This is a genomic window from Methanohalobium sp. (assembly GCF_018609725.1).
Taxonomy (GTDB): domain Archaea; phylum Halobacteriota; class Methanosarcinia; order Methanosarcinales; family Methanosarcinaceae; genus Methanohalobium.
The window spans coordinates 1-15,381 of sequence record NZ_JAHENT010000102.1 but is presented as its reverse complement, the minus strand read 5'-3'; the positions used below and the strand labels follow the sequence as shown (position 1 = coordinate 15,381).

18 protein-coding genes and 1 tRNA gene are annotated in these 15,381 nt (G+C 34.8%); 11 read left to right on the top strand and 8 right to left on the bottom strand.

The window, feature by feature from the left end; genetic code table 11:
* Positions 1-228 precede the first annotated feature (228 nt).
* Positions 229-492 carry an Hsp20/alpha crystallin family protein gene (locus tag QZ276_RS06730; protein WP_292486478.1) on the bottom strand — a complete coding sequence of 88 codons (264 nt, stop codon included), beginning with the start codon at positions 490-492 and terminating at the stop codon, positions 229-231.
* 222 nt (positions 493-714) lie between these two features.
* On the opposite strand from QZ276_RS06730, the gene QZ276_RS06725 reads away from it, so the two are divergent.
* Entirely contained in the window at positions 715-1,137 is a 423-nt protein-coding gene (locus QZ276_RS06725) for a hypothetical protein (RefSeq protein ID WP_292486476.1), read from the top strand.
* Positions 1,138-1,651: 514 nt separating this feature from the next.
* Here QZ276_RS06725 and QZ276_RS06720 read toward each other — a convergent pair.
* The gene (locus tag QZ276_RS06720; protein ID WP_292486474.1) at positions 1,652-1,855 is read right to left on the bottom strand and encodes a TRAM domain-containing protein; all 204 of its coding nucleotides are present in this window, start codon (positions 1,853-1,855) and stop codon (positions 1,652-1,654) included.
* Between the two features lie 318 nt (positions 1,856-2,173).
* On the opposite strand from QZ276_RS06720, the gene QZ276_RS06715 reads away from it, so the two are divergent.
* Complete coding sequence (locus QZ276_RS06715; protein ID WP_292486472.1) at positions 2,174-3,241, top strand: calcium/sodium antiporter; 1,068 nt, start codon at positions 2,174-2,176, stop codon at positions 3,239-3,241.
* A gap of 117 nt (positions 3,242-3,358) precedes the next feature.
* On the opposite strand, the gene QZ276_RS06710 is transcribed toward QZ276_RS06715, so the two are convergent.
* The 3 genes from QZ276_RS06710 to QZ276_RS06700 all read right to left on the bottom strand — a co-directional run bounded on the left by QZ276_RS06710 (position 3,359) and on the right by QZ276_RS06700 (position 7,003).
* Positions 3,359-3,925 (bottom strand): TMEM165/GDT1 family protein, encoded by a 567-nt coding sequence (locus QZ276_RS06710; protein WP_292486470.1) that lies wholly within the window; start codon positions 3,923-3,925, stop codon positions 3,359-3,361.
* A gap of 47 nt (positions 3,926-3,972) precedes the next feature.
* Entirely contained in the window at positions 3,973-4,803 is an 831-nt protein-coding gene (locus QZ276_RS06705) for a molybdopterin synthase (protein ID WP_292486468.1), read from the bottom strand.
* A 178-nt stretch (positions 4,804-4,981) separates the two neighbouring features.
* Positions 4,982-7,003: a VPXXXP-CTERM sorting domain-containing protein gene (locus QZ276_RS06700; RefSeq protein WP_292486466.1), complete on the bottom strand. Its 2,022-nt coding sequence runs from the start codon at positions 7,001-7,003 to the stop codon at positions 4,982-4,984.
* 226 nt (positions 7,004-7,229) lie between these two features.
* Here QZ276_RS06700 and QZ276_RS06695 point away from each other — a divergent pair, with 226 nt between their 5' ends.
* From QZ276_RS06695 to QZ276_RS06680, 4 genes are all read left to right on the top strand, one after another.
* Positions 7,230-7,415, top strand: coding sequence for an MM0924 family protein (locus tag QZ276_RS06695; protein WP_292486465.1), 186 nt, complete (start codon positions 7,230-7,232; stop codon positions 7,413-7,415).
* Positions 7,416-7,696: 281 nt separating this feature from the next.
* Positions 7,697-8,686, top strand: coding sequence for a bifunctional N(6)-L-threonylcarbamoyladenine synthase/serine/threonine protein kinase (locus QZ276_RS06690; RefSeq protein WP_292486463.1), 990 nt, complete (start codon positions 7,697-7,699; stop codon positions 8,684-8,686).
* A 20-nt stretch (positions 8,687-8,706) separates the two neighbouring features.
* Complete coding sequence (locus tag QZ276_RS06685; RefSeq protein WP_292486461.1) at positions 8,707-9,279, top strand: Kae1-associated kinase Bud32; 573 nt, start codon at positions 8,707-8,709, stop codon at positions 9,277-9,279.
* A complete protein-coding gene (locus tag QZ276_RS06680) occupies positions 9,272-9,817 on the top strand; it encodes an XTP/dITP diphosphatase (RefSeq protein WP_292486459.1) in 546 nt (181 codons plus the stop codon). Before QZ276_RS06685 ends, QZ276_RS06680 begins: the two co-directional genes overlap by 8 nt.
* A 2-nt stretch (positions 9,818-9,819) precedes the next feature.
* On the opposite strand, the gene QZ276_RS06675 is transcribed toward QZ276_RS06680, so the two are convergent.
* Positions 9,820-10,485, bottom strand: coding sequence for a cyclase family protein (locus QZ276_RS06675; RefSeq protein WP_292486457.1), 666 nt, complete (start codon positions 10,483-10,485; stop codon positions 9,820-9,822).
* A 13-nt stretch (positions 10,486-10,498) separates the two neighbouring features.
* Complete coding sequence (locus QZ276_RS06670) at positions 10,499-11,137, bottom strand: histidinol phosphate phosphatase domain-containing protein (protein ID WP_292486455.1); 639 nt, start codon at positions 11,135-11,137, stop codon at positions 10,499-10,501.
* 249 nt (positions 11,138-11,386) lie between these two features.
* Here QZ276_RS06670 and QZ276_RS06665 point away from each other — a divergent pair, with 249 nt between their 5' ends.
* Positions 11,387-12,010: a YgjV family protein gene (locus tag QZ276_RS06665; protein ID WP_292486453.1), complete on the top strand. Its 624-nt coding sequence runs from the start codon at positions 11,387-11,389 to the stop codon at positions 12,008-12,010.
* 51 nt (positions 12,011-12,061) lie between these two features.
* Here the strand turns inward: QZ276_RS06665 and QZ276_RS06660 are convergent, their stop codons facing one another.
* Positions 12,062-13,765 carry a site-2 protease family protein gene (locus tag QZ276_RS06660; RefSeq protein WP_292486451.1) on the bottom strand — a complete coding sequence of 568 codons (1,704 nt, stop codon included), beginning with the start codon at positions 13,763-13,765 and terminating at the stop codon, positions 12,062-12,064.
* Between the two features lie 91 nt (positions 13,766-13,856).
* Here QZ276_RS06660 and cutA point away from each other — a divergent pair, with 91 nt between their 5' ends.
* The 4 genes from cutA to QZ276_RS06640 form a co-directional block, all read left to right on the top strand.
* Positions 13,857-14,165, top strand: coding sequence for a divalent-cation tolerance protein CutA (gene cutA / locus QZ276_RS06655; protein ID WP_292486449.1), 309 nt, complete (start codon positions 13,857-13,859; stop codon positions 14,163-14,165).
* 62 nt (positions 14,166-14,227) lie between these two features.
* Positions 14,228-14,310, top strand: a tRNA-Leu gene (locus tag QZ276_RS06650).
* A 22-nt stretch (positions 14,311-14,332) separates the two neighbouring features.
* On the top strand, positions 14,333-15,169 hold the full coding sequence (locus QZ276_RS06645; RefSeq protein ID WP_292486447.1) for a fumarate hydratase: 837 nt from the start codon (positions 14,333-14,335) through the stop codon (positions 15,167-15,169).
* The coding region (locus QZ276_RS06640) for a fumarate hydratase C-terminal domain-containing protein (RefSeq protein WP_292486446.1) at positions 15,169-15,381 on the top strand (213 nt) is incomplete at its 3' end. The genes QZ276_RS06645 and QZ276_RS06640, both read left to right, overlap by 1 nt.

Sequence of the window (15,381 nt, the reverse complement as noted above, 5' to 3'; positions counted from 1 at the left end):
CAGAATAATAAAAACCAAATAAATATATTCTTTTGGAAATTAATATTAGGTTATTTGTTACTTAGCTTAATTACTCAAAAATCTGGAATTTTAAAAGAAAAAATAATAAATAAAAAACAGAAATTAATTTTTAAAATCTGTTCAATTTTGTAATACCGTTTTTAATCAAGATTTATATCCTGATTTTATACTCCCCCCTTATTATAAACGCATATAATTATCATCTTTTTACATCCACATCGGAGCAATTACGTAGAGTTTATTATTGGAATATTTTGTAACTGCCCTATCTGGGTCTATTAAATAAGATGTTGAATATGTTCCTACATATTCCTTGTTTTTATTTCTCGCGTTTACTGAAAACCTGTCTTCTTCAAGTTTCAGGTTGATGTTTTCCTTTTTTACTCCTGGCAATTTTATTTCAATATTTAGTTTTTCACTATTGTTGTCAGGGTAAGCATAGACATAGGGTGACTGTGTCAATTTTTCCATATTTAAACCCCAAATATAACATTATTAATTCTGATATTTATACATTGCGAAATTTATACATTGCTACATTTTTACAAAAAGTAAAAAGTTTTTTATATATTAATATTTTCCGCCTTTTATTAAACAGCATAGAAAAATGTCTCTAATATAAAAAATACCGAACAAAAACAAGAATTAAAAAAAGATAAAATAGTATAAAATATGATAGAATAAGTGGTCGACATGGGAGTAGAAACAATTAAAAAATCAGAAAATGATGAAAATCATTACTATGTGTTGGGAATTGAAGACAAATCCCTTGGAGACATCTACTATGCAGATACCAAAGAAGAATACATTTTCATGCCTTCTGAGTCTGGAATGATTCAAAGTACAGGATTTGATTCTGAAGATCTCAGCGATATTGCAAATTTTATAGTGAGATTAAACAGAGATATAGAGAAAGAAAAATCATCCAGTTCCATAGATGTAACAAATAAAACCGAATTAAGAGATAGTAAAAACTTGGTTGAAAGAGATATTATTACAGAAATGGAAGACGAGTTTTGTGAATGGTGTCGTAAAAAATATGCAATACTTTATGTTAAGTACAGCGATGGAAGTAAAGAATTCATTTGTAGATATTGTCTTTTTGAAAATTTCTAACAATAAGCAAATTGTGGAATAATTGGAGAGGTAACGATATAAAAACATATAACCAAAATGCAGGAAACCTCCACCAAAAAAAGTATGGCCAAAAACAGGGTCTATACCCTGTTTCATGAGGTGGGTATCAGACTATGAGGGTATAGTCTTAAACATCCGTTTTTCCGTTTTTCAAGGAGATTTTATAACTCAATTTTTATATCTCCACTCTGTATATATCAATAGACATATAGATATAACCTATGTCCAAACATTAAAACATAAATCAATAATAAATGTGCATAATAAATGAATTCATGTACATAATTTGCAAAAACCAGGTGATTGAATTTTCAGGTGTCTATAAAAACCAGTAAAATGATAAAAAGAATCACTATGATAAGAACATTTATTGGATTTAACAATCCACAATAGCACTTTATAAATTGTTTTGTGGATAATATGTTGTTAAAAATCTTAAATAAAAAAAGAATGTTTATATAAACATTCTGTGTTAGTTATCAAAAAATTGAGATTATTGGGCTACTTCGCCAAATGCGAATTTTTCCAGTACCTTGTTAACTGTAATTGTAACTTCATCGCCAACAGAAGTGTCAGGTACAAAGATTACAAAGCCATTGATTCTAGCAATGCCATCGCCTTTACTTGCAATATTTTCAATTTTTACATCGTATCTTTCTCCAGACCGAACTGGAGCTGAGTCATCTCTATCAAACAAAATTTTCACATCCTTGTATTAACGCTAAAAGACATAAACAGGATGGATTACATAACGGGAAAACAGTAAATGCAGTTAATAAAACATTACCTAATACCTATATATTTAATCAAACAGTCTTTATCTTCAAGCAACTCTATTATACATTTAACCTATATAAACCTTTGCATATATCTATATTACAAAAACAAATACTTAAATACTTAAATACTTAAATACTTAAATACTTAATAAATTAAGACAAATTATTTACGTTTCGTTTTAAAATATTGTTCAAAAAACCTTTTAACTAATTTACCGAATGTTGTCAGGTCGTATATGATCGAGAATTTCATTATATTTTTAGTCGGGTTAACCTTGCTGGTAAAAGGTTCTGATTTTTTTGTAGAATCAAGTTCATCAATAGCAGAAAAATTAGGAGTTTCAAAATTTGTCATCGGACTTACAATTGTATCAGTAGGGACTTCTCTTCCAGAACTGGCATCATCCACCACTGCTTCGCTAAACCAAGCCAATGGTATAGTTATTGGGAATATATTGGGATCTAATATTGCAAATATATGCCTTATTGTAGGCTGTGCAGCACTCATATCAAGCATAAAAACCGAAACTCAGATGCTTAAAAGAGACGGCTACATTATGCTTTTTGCAACCTTGCTTTTTTTCATATTATCTCTTAATAATACAATCTCAAGAATTGACTCTTTGATTTTCCTGCTTTTATACACAGCATATATCATTTTCCTGATTGATGAGGCACGTATGCATTTGTCAATGAAAGATTCATACTTTAAGGAATTTATAAGTTATTTTGTCAAATTCAAATACCTGCAAAGTCTAAAAGAAAAAGTAGATAATGGTTTTAATAATTTTACTGATAAAAGCACAGATAATAAGTTGGATTTAAAAGACAATTATACTTTGGTTAAAGATATCTTAATCTTGGTTATTAGTATAGGGGCTGTTGTTATTGGTGCCCGATACTTTATAGGAGAATCGATATTTTTTGCACAGGTACTCAATGTTCCTGATACATTGGTAGGAATCAGCCTTGTCGCGGTGGGTACTTCACTCCCGGAATTGATGGTGACCATCAGTTCTGCAAAAAAAGGTTATGGACATATAGCACTCGGAAACGTTATTGGGTCAAACATAACAAATATATTTTTAGTATTTGGCGTTTCTGGTCTTTTACTGCCACTAGATATTACACAAAAAGATATTTTCTTTATAACTCCGTTCGTGGTATTTGTCAGCCTGTTGCTTTTGTTATTTATATGGACTCACTGGGAGTTAAAACGCCTTGAAGGCATTATACTGCTTATTATTTATGGGATGTTTATGTATGTCCTTTTTAACCTCTACAATCCGATGGTTGGTATTTGATAGTGTTTTTTACAAACATATATTTTTAAATCTCTACCAAGTATAACCTCTATTTTTTATCACCGTTGTTGTTTATCATCAAATAGTTATTAAGGAGATAATTTGGTTTAAAATTTTTTAGTTGAAAAACAAACTTAAATAAAACCATATTCCGATTATAAAAAACAATACACCTGCAAATTTTTGAATCGTTTTACTATTTATCCTGGACATTATTACTTTTCCAGAATATACAGTTAATACTGACAATATCATCAGTGCTGTAATTGTTCCGGCAAAAACATAAAAAGGTTCATATTTTGTAGCAAACAGAGTAACTGCAATAAGTGACTTATCACCAAGTTCTGATAACAAAATCAGAGTAAACCCTGACAAAAAAGGAGATTTCAGTTCGGGAACCTCTTCATTTTCATAACCGTTTAGATGATATAATGTCAGCGCTCCAAAAATTATGAAAATACTTCCTGCTAATATTGTGATATAATTAACCGGCAAGAAATTGGTGACCAGATTTCCAAAAAATATCGCCAATCCGTCTACAATTATAAATGATAAAAGGATACCTGCTATTAGATGAACATATTTTCCTGTTTTTGTAGATAATACCAATATAGAAAGTTGCGTTTTATCTCCAAATTCCGCAAGACCTACAAGAAGAAATGGTATTAAAATGTCCTGTATCATGTTTGTTGTTAAAATAGGTCACTAATATAAAAATATTGGTTATTAAATCAACCATGGTCATGAACCCAGTAATCACCATCAATCGTTATTTCTTTTTTCCAGATAGGTATTTCTGATTTGACTCTTTCGATAGCTTCACTAAGGGTCTGGAATAATTCTGTTCTGTGAGATGCTGCAACAACTATATAAACAATATCCTCACCAGGATTAACTCTACCGGCTTTATGATGAATCAACACATCCACTATTCCCGGCTTTTGTTTGAGTTCTAAACTAATCTGGTTTATTTTATCTTCTGCTACTGTTTCATATTTTTCGAATTCTAGCATCTTCGTCTGAACCCCAGAAGTGATTTCCCTTACCACTCCTGTAAAGGTACCAATCGCACCCGCCTTTTTAATTTCTGGATTATTTTTTACCTTTTTAACCAGTAAATCAAGTGTTACCCAATCCGGTTGAGAGCAAATTATTTCAATAATTTTATCAGCGTTGACCTGGGTGACATCTGGTACCTGCTCAACTACATTTTTTATATGCTGGTCATCATCCATATCACCCAGCAAAATTTTGGGCAAATCACTGTTTTTATCACCCTCTACTATGGCATAATCCATACCATTATCTGCAAGTGTATCAAGTGCCTTTTCGAGGTCAGGATTTTTTGATATGGTCACAAATTCATCTTTTGTAAGAGCAGTAACCATATCTGCACCAGAATCAAAATGTCTACTTGTATCGGTGTCATCAGGGTTGAAACGGTGATAAATCATGCTCTTTACAGTCCCAACTTTGCCTGTTCTGGAAAGTTCTTTTGTCAGACGGCTTACAAGTGTTGTTTTTCCCGTTTTTTTGTGACCAATTACAGAAATAACTTTCATAGTTGAGTTTTATTATAGTTTAACTTTTAACTTTTTCCCAGACTGGAACTGTTCTTCCTTTCCCACGGATTTGACTATATATCCCCTCACTTTATAATCAGAAACATTAAGGAACTAGGTTACCGGAAACTTAAAAAATAAAAGAAGAGAAAAACAAATCACAGAATTTAACTTATACTTATTTTTGTTCTCTTCTCATGAATAACAATATCGCTATTCCAAGAGTTCCGACCAGTACTAATGGTTCAGTTGTTGGAACGCCAGCCCAGTGATCATATCCAAAATAATGACTGGGATCACTATCGTTTACCTGTATACCGTTATACAAGGCTGTAACATTTCCATAATTACTGTACTGTCCTTGTTTGGCGTTTCCAGTGGTTGTACAGGTTTTGGATTCTGATTTGTTTAGAGCGTCTATTGTACAAATATCTCCCAATCTACTGTCGGTGATATTAACATTAGTCAGATTTACATTACCAGTATTATTTACCTCATATGTCCATGTTACTTCACTCCCAATTTGTATTGCTGGCCCTCTTGGTTTATCTGCATCTTGTCCATTGGTGTATATTTCAATTTCAATCGACGGGTCAGCACCGAAATAATTACCGAAGTCACTATCGTTTATTTCAGTTCCTTGATATTCAGCAGTAACATTACCTATATTGACGTACTGACCTTTTATTGCAGATGTTGTATTTGTTATATTGAAACTTTCACTTACATTTAGTTCTCCTATTGTATAATTGAAGTTTGACCTGTTATCAGATATTTTCACATCACTTAGGTTCACATTGCCAGTATTTGTAACATTGTAACTAAATATAACAGTATCATTTACAGGTATCTCTGGACCTTTAGGACTATCAGCATCATACCAGTTACCATCGGTTCCCATAACATATTTTTGTATGTTAATATCATAACAAGTTTCTGTAGGACTTGCAATTGAAGTAGTGTATGTAGACCATTCATCTCCTTCAAATGAATAGGTATACGGTCCATTTTGAGCAGCCCATGCTGTTTCATTCTCACCTATGTCATAAGGATCACACGGTACGGTAGTTTCAATCACAGTAAGTTGTTCTTCGTCTAATAACTCACCAGTTTCACTGTATATATCAGAATTTACAAGTATTGCAGCTGTATCTCCACATTCAGGAGTAAAGTTTTCACAATCATTTGACTGTGCATACTGGTATATAGCCCAAGCCGTTTTGTTATCCCATGTGATACCACCATATGTAGTAGTACCTGAGGTATTTGACAAGCTTATTGTTTCTGGGTTAGTAATATTCCACATTACTCCCTGTATCTCTTCAAAGTTAGTGTCATACGACCATTCAAATGTATTACCGTTTAAATTATATGAACCATTTTTATTATTCAATATGAAATTTACACAATTGAGCTTATCCTGCCATGGGGTATTATCACCTTCAGGATAATCTCTAAATGGTTCAGGAGAACAACGTCCATATGTTGGGTGAATCCCTACTCCCTCATAGGTTACACCTGGTGATATTGGCGTAACTGCATCTATACACCATGAAAGATAATCATCTTTTGGAACATCGATGAATCCATCAAAATCTCCATTATTAAGTTCAGCGATGAAATATGATGAATTCCTATCTTCCACATTTACACTGTAGTTAACTTCTCCTTTTGTAGGCAACCACCAACCCTGTTCAACTTCTGCATTAGCTGCAATATATAACTTACTACAGTCATCGAATTTCCATGAGCTGAGGTTAAGTTGACCACTGCAATTTGTGCAGTTATTATAGCAACTACTGGATTCATTTAAGTAGTCAAGCTGTAAATCAAATTCTTCAGTTATCGGGTTTCCTGAACTGTCCATTGGTATATCGTCCTGACCAGGAACGGGAATACCATTTTTATAATCTTCATCTTCAACTTTATCAATGTGTAGATTTATTTTGTTCAATAACCATCCATCAAAAGTTTTATAAGCTACTGATACATTTCCACTTTCATTCCAAATATAAAGTGTACCTACTCCTTTTGTTTGATTGGCATATATTGTCTTTTCTATAGTGTCAGCAGGAGGATTCCAAATGCATACCGAGTTATTACATTCGAAATTATCTGAACCTGCTGTATCATTTAATGCTGAAGCTGTAGAAATTAAAAAAGTGACAATTATAAACAACAAAACCAATTTTTTTATCATTTTTAGTTTCCCCCTAATTGAATTGTATATTAGTTGAAACTATGTTCGAATATCAATTATCCATTTTGAAATAAAATTTAGTAATACTGTTCAGGTCATTAGTTGAGGATAAGATTAAATTTAATTCAATTAATATCAATATTTAGAAACTCTGTTTCTATAAATTAGTTAAATATGAAAATAATAATTTACTTACCTAAATTATTTAATGATAGGAGGTTAAATATTGAAAGAAGCATTTATAACTAAATATTACATTGACAAAAAAGTATCACTTGATGCTGAAGGTAAAACATACCATGGTACAGCTTCTGAATGCAATGATGGTGTACTAAGCCTGAAATGGGATATTGAAGACGAATACACCCATATAGAAGTTGAAAAAATAACCGCTATCTGGAAAAGGATGTAAATTCAATGAGATAAAGCTAACCACTAATTAAGTAGTTTCAATGTCTTTAATCATACATTATTTTTTTCAGCTTTTAAGGTGTTGTGAAGAATAAATAATGTTTATACTGTTTTTGGGTAATTCGTTAACTTTTTAGGTAAAAACCTTTTCCACAAAAAGATTATATAGTAAATACCAAAATTGATACGTTATTATAATTCTCCAGTTTTTATATGTAACCACAACAATCCAGTCAATATAGTAAATATTAATTTTACAGTATTCAGGAGAGATTGGAACAATTGAAAACCAGAATTCTTGGTATTGAAGGCACTGCATGGAATTTAAGTGCAGCCGTAGTGGATGAAGATGATGTTATTTCAGAGGTGACTGAGACCTACCAGCCGGATACTGGCGGCATCCATCCACGCGAGGCTTCTCAGCATCATGCAAAATATGCATCCACTGTTATACAAAAACTTCTGGAAAACATTAAAAGCAAGGGAATTGACCCCAAAACATTGGATGCGGTTGCATTTTCTCAAGGTCCCGGGCTTGGACCCTGTCTTCGAACTGTTGCAACAGCCTCAAGGATGCTTTCATTAACACTTGACATCCCGATTATTGGTGTAAACCACTGCATAGCCCACATAGAAGTGGGCAAATGGAAGACACCGGCAAAAGACCCTGTTGTTCTTTATGTCAGCGGAGCAAATTCACAGGTTCTTGCATACAGAAAGGGCAAATACCGTGTTTTTGGAGAAACTCTTGATGTTGGAATTGGTAATGCACTTGATAAATTTGCAAGAAGTGCAGGTTTAAATCATCCCGGAGGTCCAAGAATAGAAAAACACGCTAAAAATTTTGAAAAATATGTCCCTTTGCCTTATGTAGTTAAAGGTATGGACTTTTCATTTTCCGGACTTACTACCGCAGCCAAAGATGCTCTGGAAAATGAAACAATGGAGGATGTATGTTATTCATTCCAGGAAACCGCTTTTGCCATGATGGTCGAGGTTACAGAAAGAGCACTTGCTCATACAGGTAAAAATGAAGTTCTTCTTGCCGGTGGTGTAGGTGCCAACATGCGCCTTAGAGAAATGCTTGATATAATGTGTAATGATAGAGGAGCTTCCTTTTACGTTCCTGAAAAGCGATTCATGGGAGATAACGGTGCCATGATTGCATATCTGGGTCTTTTGATGTACAGGTCAGGCAGTATAACAGGTCTTAAAGATTCTCATGTTGACCCAAATTTCAGACCTGATTCAGTAGAAGTTACATGGATTTAATATAGGCGGGGACTGGTCGAATGTATCTTACACAGGGAGCAGAGGCGATAGTCAAACAGGAAGAGGATATTATTATCAAAGAACGTATCCAAAAAAGATATCGAATAAAAGTACTGGATGATAAAATACGCAAAGAACGTACCCGTGCTGAAGCGCGGTTGATTTCTGAAACAAGGCGTCTTGGAATACCGACACCTATAATCTATGATATACAGAATTTTAAAATAGAAATGGAATACATAGACGGTGAACCCCTCAAAAACGTAATAAACCCAGAATTAAGTAAAAGAACAGGGGAACTTACAGGTCTTTTACACAGTGGTGGAATTATACACGGAGACCTTACTACATCCAACCTGATACTTAAAGATGGTCGGATATATTTCATCGATTTCGGACTAGCTTTTATCGACAGAACTATTGAAGCACAGGGCGTTGATGTCCATGTCCTGTTCCAGACTTTTGAAAGCACCCATGAAGACCATGAAAAACTAATCAATGCTTTCTATGATGGTTATAAACAAAAATACATACATGCAGATAAAGTACTAAAAAGAGTAAAGGATATAGAAAAGAGAGGTAGGTATGCATAAAGTTGTTTTTGTGACCGGTAATAAGGATAAGTACAGGGAAGTAAAAGAAATACTTGAAAAAAAGGAAATAAAAATTATTCAAAAAGACCTTGATTACCCCGAATTACAGGAAGATGACCTCGAGCCCATTGCTTCCTACGGTGCTAAATGGGCAGCAGATAAATTGAATATGCCTGTTATAGTTGACGATTCAGGAATTTTTATAGAGGCTTTAAATGGTTTTCCGGGTCCCTATTCCGCATTTGTTGAAAAACTTCTCGGCAATCAAAAGGTTCTTAAACTCATGGATGATGAAACTGTAAGGGATGCCACATTTAAATCTGTTATAGGCTATTGTGAACCTGAAAAAGAACCGATAGTTTTTACTGGAAAAGTGGAAGGTAAAATTGCGTATAGTGAACGTGGAGAAGGTGGTTTTGGTTTTGATCCCATATTTGAGTATCAAGGCAAAACTTTTGCCGAAATCGGAGATTATGAAAAAAATAAGGTTTCACACAGAATGAGGGCACTGGAAAAATTTTATGAATGGCTGGATTAAACTTACGGATTATTAATCAGTATAGCCCTTGCAGGTGACCCATCACAGCCTTCCATTTTTATAGGTAAACAAACAAACGAATATATACCGTCAGATACACCATTAAAATTCAAACATTCTATTATATTTATCTCGTTTTCAAGTAGTAGTCTGTGAACTTCCAGGTCAGGCTCAACATCTACAGAAAAACCATCTATACCCACTGTTTTAAAACCTCTTTCAACAATCCATTCTCCTGCACTTCTATCAAGTGATATCATGGATTCCATTCCAACGGTTGAGAAATCATTCCAAAGATTTGAATTCTGGGTTTTTATCAGCAAAATATCCATATTATCTGCTAAATCAAGTTTATTGAATATGTTCTCAAGGTCGGATTTTTTAATGGTTTCACTAACATCTGATAAATCCACAACAAAAGCGTTTCCGACAAGCTTATCAAGAGACAGATTGTCGACAGCTTTTCCATCTTCCAGTATATGCGAAGGGGCATCAATGTGTGTTCCTGTATGACTTCCCATAGAAATACTGGATACAGATGCCCCATCATCCGGTAAACAGAAAACTTTCTTTATATCAGGTACTGGATCTCCAGGATATACTGGAGTAGAAGAAGAAATACCAACTGATACATCTATCACTTTTTTTGTCGCCGTATTTTCAAACATATAATCCCTGCCTTTACGTTATTAATTGTTTAGAATTATGCAATATTTCATCTGCATGCTTTTCATCCAATCCAGACCCAATAGCTATTTTTCGTGCCATTTCCGTTGTTATCAAATCATCCGGTCCATGAGTGTCAGTATTAACTACCATTGTAGCTCCTACTTCAAGCCCGAGTTTTGCAACATGACCATTGGTAATATTATGGCCCTTTCGGGACGTTATTTCCAGACATATATCATTGTCATATGCTTTCTGGACATCATCCTTTGTTATCAATCCGGGATGAGAGAGAATATCTACTTCACCAAGTTCCACAACTGTTGAATTGGTTCCAGATATTACAGGTTCTGTTACAGTTTCCCCGTGAACCACCACAATATCTGCTCCCATTTTCCTTGACTTTTCAACAAGTGGTTCGATTTTTGCAGGAGGTACATGGGTCAGTTCCACTCCTGATAGAATTTTAATATCATAGACATCTTCAAGATACTTGGTCTTCTCAGCAACATCTACAAGCTGTTCAAAATTGGTATAATCAGCATGATCTGTTATAGCTATCGCCTCATAACCTGTTACTAATGCCCTTCGAACCAGTTCGCTTGGTATCAGTTCACCATCGCTGAAAACTGTATGTGTGTGTAAATCTATCATTGATTCACCTTTTAAACCGGATTTAGAACCATGTATTAAAAATAAAGTTAATTAATCTGACCCTTCAATGAACAATACTTATAAAATTTCCTCAACTTTTTAACGGCAGTTACCATAAAAAACAAAAATCATACAGTCCTATGTGATAATATACTAATTATTTCTTCGTTTTGGCAAATGTGAAGTGACGTATTCCTGAATCATCCTGACATACGAATAGTCTTATAGGAGGGTTTATCTATAGAAGGGATGACAATCGAATATATAGGCTATGCCGGTTCACTTTTATGGCTTCTTTCTCTGACAATGAGCAATCGTATAAAACTGCGCATTTTTAGTTTATTGGGAGCAAGTGCATATACTCTTTATGGATATTTATTGAATGCATATCCTGTATCAATTGTCAACGGGATAATAGTCCTGTTGAACATTTATCATATATACCGGCTTAAACGGAATGATGATGATTTATTCAATATACTGGAACTCCCCGCAGAAAATTCAAGATACCTACACAATTTTCTGGAACAGCACAAAAACGATATTAGAAAATACTTCCCAGAAATTGATAATATTTCACTAAAAAATTGTTATGCTGTATTTACTCTGAAAAATTTCATGCCGGTGGGAGTATGCATATACGAAATAAAATCCGGTATTATAGACATTAAAATAGATTATATGTCGTTGAACTCCAGTGATTTAAAGGGTGCTGTATCACATTATATAGATTACAGACAATCATTAAAAGAAAAAGGTTACAAAGAAATGGTAGTAAAAGTTAAGCATAACAAATACAAAAAATACCTGTCCAGTCTGGGACATACAGAAGACGCAACCATGAGCAACATACTCCGGATACCTCTTACATAAATAATTTTAAAAACTGAAGGAGATGAAATTTATCATTTCTTTCAGCCAATTTCAGAAACCATGAACAATGTAGGGTCCAAATATCATAATTGCAAACGACATCAGAATGACCAAGGTTAATACCATCGTCACTGCACCTGCAACTTTTTCCGCAGACCCTTCACTACCGGTTATACGCTGTGCAAACGACTGCAAATACCCTCTGAATACATGACCTCCATCAAGTGGTACAGCCGGGAGACAGTTGAACAAACCAACATAGAAATTCAACCATGCAATCCAGAGGAGAGCATTTGCCATCCAGAATATACCTATACCGAGTGGCTCAGCCCATCCTATAGGTTCAAAGAATTGTGCAAAAGTCCCGCTGAATCCTCGAAAACCTTCGCCTCCAAAACCTACAATGGGCAACCCAAAGATAATTATCCATCCACCAAGCTCATCAAGTCTTGAAGGAATATTTTTTAGCATTTCAAGGTACCTGGTAGCCGGAAAGTTTCCGATTTCAATCCCAAGTGAATTACTTTCAAGATTTCTTCTTTCATAGAATATACCAATAAAACCTTTATCCTGTGTGCCATCCGGAGATGTGGTCAAGGTTAGATTAAATTGTTCAGGACTGGCATCGGTCTGGTTAGGCTTTAAAGCTTTTATTTCAACTTCCTGTCCCGGACTTGTATTTTCCATATATTTAGAAAAACCATTGATTGATTGTACTGAATTATTATCAATTCCTACTATAAGCATTCCTTTTTCAAGCCCTGAATTCTCTGCCGGTGATTCTTCTACTACATCACTTATATAGATACCCTGAACCTGTTCACGCTCTTTATCTTGTATATCTACTTCATAGGTAGATGTTGTTCCATCCTTTACAGCATGAATCTCTACTGTAGAACCGGGTGAAACATTCATCATATAATTGATGACATCATTTGCATTCCTTGTTTGTGTATCATTAATCTGGGTTATAACCATGTTTTCATTTATACCCGCTTTAGTAACAGGGGATTCCGAGTTTACATCGGTAATCATTGCATCACTAACTGAACCGATTCCACCAAGAACAGGTCCAAAGAAAAGCAAGAAAGCTATAAAGGCGACAACAAAGTTTGACATGACTCCTGCAGCCAGTATCCTTGACCTCTGATTTGTGGTTGCAGCCTCTTTTTTCTCATCAGATTTTTCATCGATGGAAGATTCACCATCTCCATTTTCATTTCTGGATACACCAAAAAGCTGTTCTTCATCTGGTTCTGCAAAACCACCTATTGGTACGAGAGCAAGTAATATCCCCATTGATTTTACACGGACATTCTCTACAATGGAAAGTATTGCATGTGAAAATTCATGAACTATAAGGGTTACAACCAGTGCTATAATACCCCATGTAAGCGGTATGAATTCATTGACACCTGGTATCAGGAATATATTCTGAGGTTCATTGAATTTTCCGGGTTCAGGAGTTTGTCCTCCGAATGAGGTTAGCATCGCAATGTCTGAAAGAATTACAACCAGAAACATTGCCACCATTCCAGCAAACATCAAAGGGATTCCTATATTTGCAAACAATCTCCAGAACCTTTTGGGTCTGGCAAGGCTTTTTAACAGCCCCTGGCCTCTTTCAGTCCTAATCATCAATATTGGTCCGTAGGCATCAATATTGTATTTTGCAAGCGTTCCCCTTTTTTTAAGATACGACACTACTATCCAGTAAAAAAGGAATATTGCAATTGCAATGGTTGTATTACTCAAGATATTTCTCCGATTAACTTGTTAGATAATGATAATAAGCAGTCAATTTTTATATATAATGGCTACGGTATAATTAATTCTGGTGCTTACAATGTATATGGAGGTATATATAACTGCGGGAAGTATGGAAGAAGCCCGTGAAATCGGGAGTACACTAGTTTCTGAAAAACTTGTTGCCTGTGTTAATATGTTTCCCATAAGTTCGATTTATGAATGGAAGGGGAATGTGGAAGAAGATGAAGAAACCGCAATGCTTGTTAAAACCACAAGTGATAGATTCGAAAAAATTAAAAAAAGGGTGCAAGAACTTCACAGCTACGACCAGCCATGTATTGTAACATGGGATATTAGTGGAGAAACTGGTTACATGAAATGGGTGTATGATGAAACCCATAAATAATTTTTTAAAGGATTAAATTTATAAACAAAATCATTATTAGTTATGTCAGGTATCTCACTCGGGCGGGAGTTACCGAGCGGCCAAAGGTGATGGACTCAAGATCCATTCGTGTAGACGTTCAAGGGTTCGAATCCCTTCTCCCGCACTAATTTATCAGGGTGACTTTTTTGACAGAGATTACCAGAGAATCAGTAATTAATGCCACAATTAATGTTTTAAAAAAAGCTGAAACCAGTCTACCGGATGATGTTGTAGATGCTTTAAAATCTGCTGAAAATACTGAATCCAGTGAAGTCGCAAGATCCCAGATAAATGCTGTTTTAAAAAACATCGATATTGCCAGAAAACATGAAATACCGATGTGTCAGGATACCGGTATCCTTATTTTTTATATCCAGATAGGGAAAAAACTGAGACTGGATTTTGACCTTGAAGATGCTATAGAAGAAGGTGTTAGATACGCCACCTCTAATATACCACTGCGTCCCAATGCTGTTGACCCTATTACCCGTAAAAATAGTGGAAACAATGTCGGTATGGGTTTGCCCGATATTAAATATCAATTTATTGAAGGAAACTATTTGACCATTACAGTTGCTCCAAAGGGTGCTGGGTCAGAAAACATGAGTCGATTACAAATGTTTAATCCTACTCAACTGGATAATATCAAAAAGTTTGCCGCTGAAACAGTGCTTAATGCAGGAGGTAAACCATGCCCACCATTAATTCTGGGTATTGGTATCGGTGGTTCATTCGATAAAGCTCCAAGACTCTCAAAATCCGCCCTTCTGGATAATATCAGTAAAATGGATGATTTTGAAAAGGATATTCTGGATGATGTAAATTCACTTGGGATTGGACCCATGGGAATCGGTGGAGATACTACTGCTCTTTCTGTGAAAGTCAAAAAATCCCATTGCCATACTGCATCACTGCCTGTTGCTGTAAACATCCAATGCTGGGCAAACCGTCATGCTTCAGTTACACTTGGAGATGATGATTAATGGAACACTATCTTTACACCCCTATTGATAAACAGGAAATCATGAAATTAAATACCGGTGATATTGTATATCTTACCGGTACAGTACTGACTGCAAGGGATGAAGCCCATAAACGCATACTGGAAATAGCGGAAAAAGGCAGGGATCTACCATTTGAACTTAACGGTTCTGTGATTTATCACTGTGGACCATTGATGAAAAAAGATAATGAT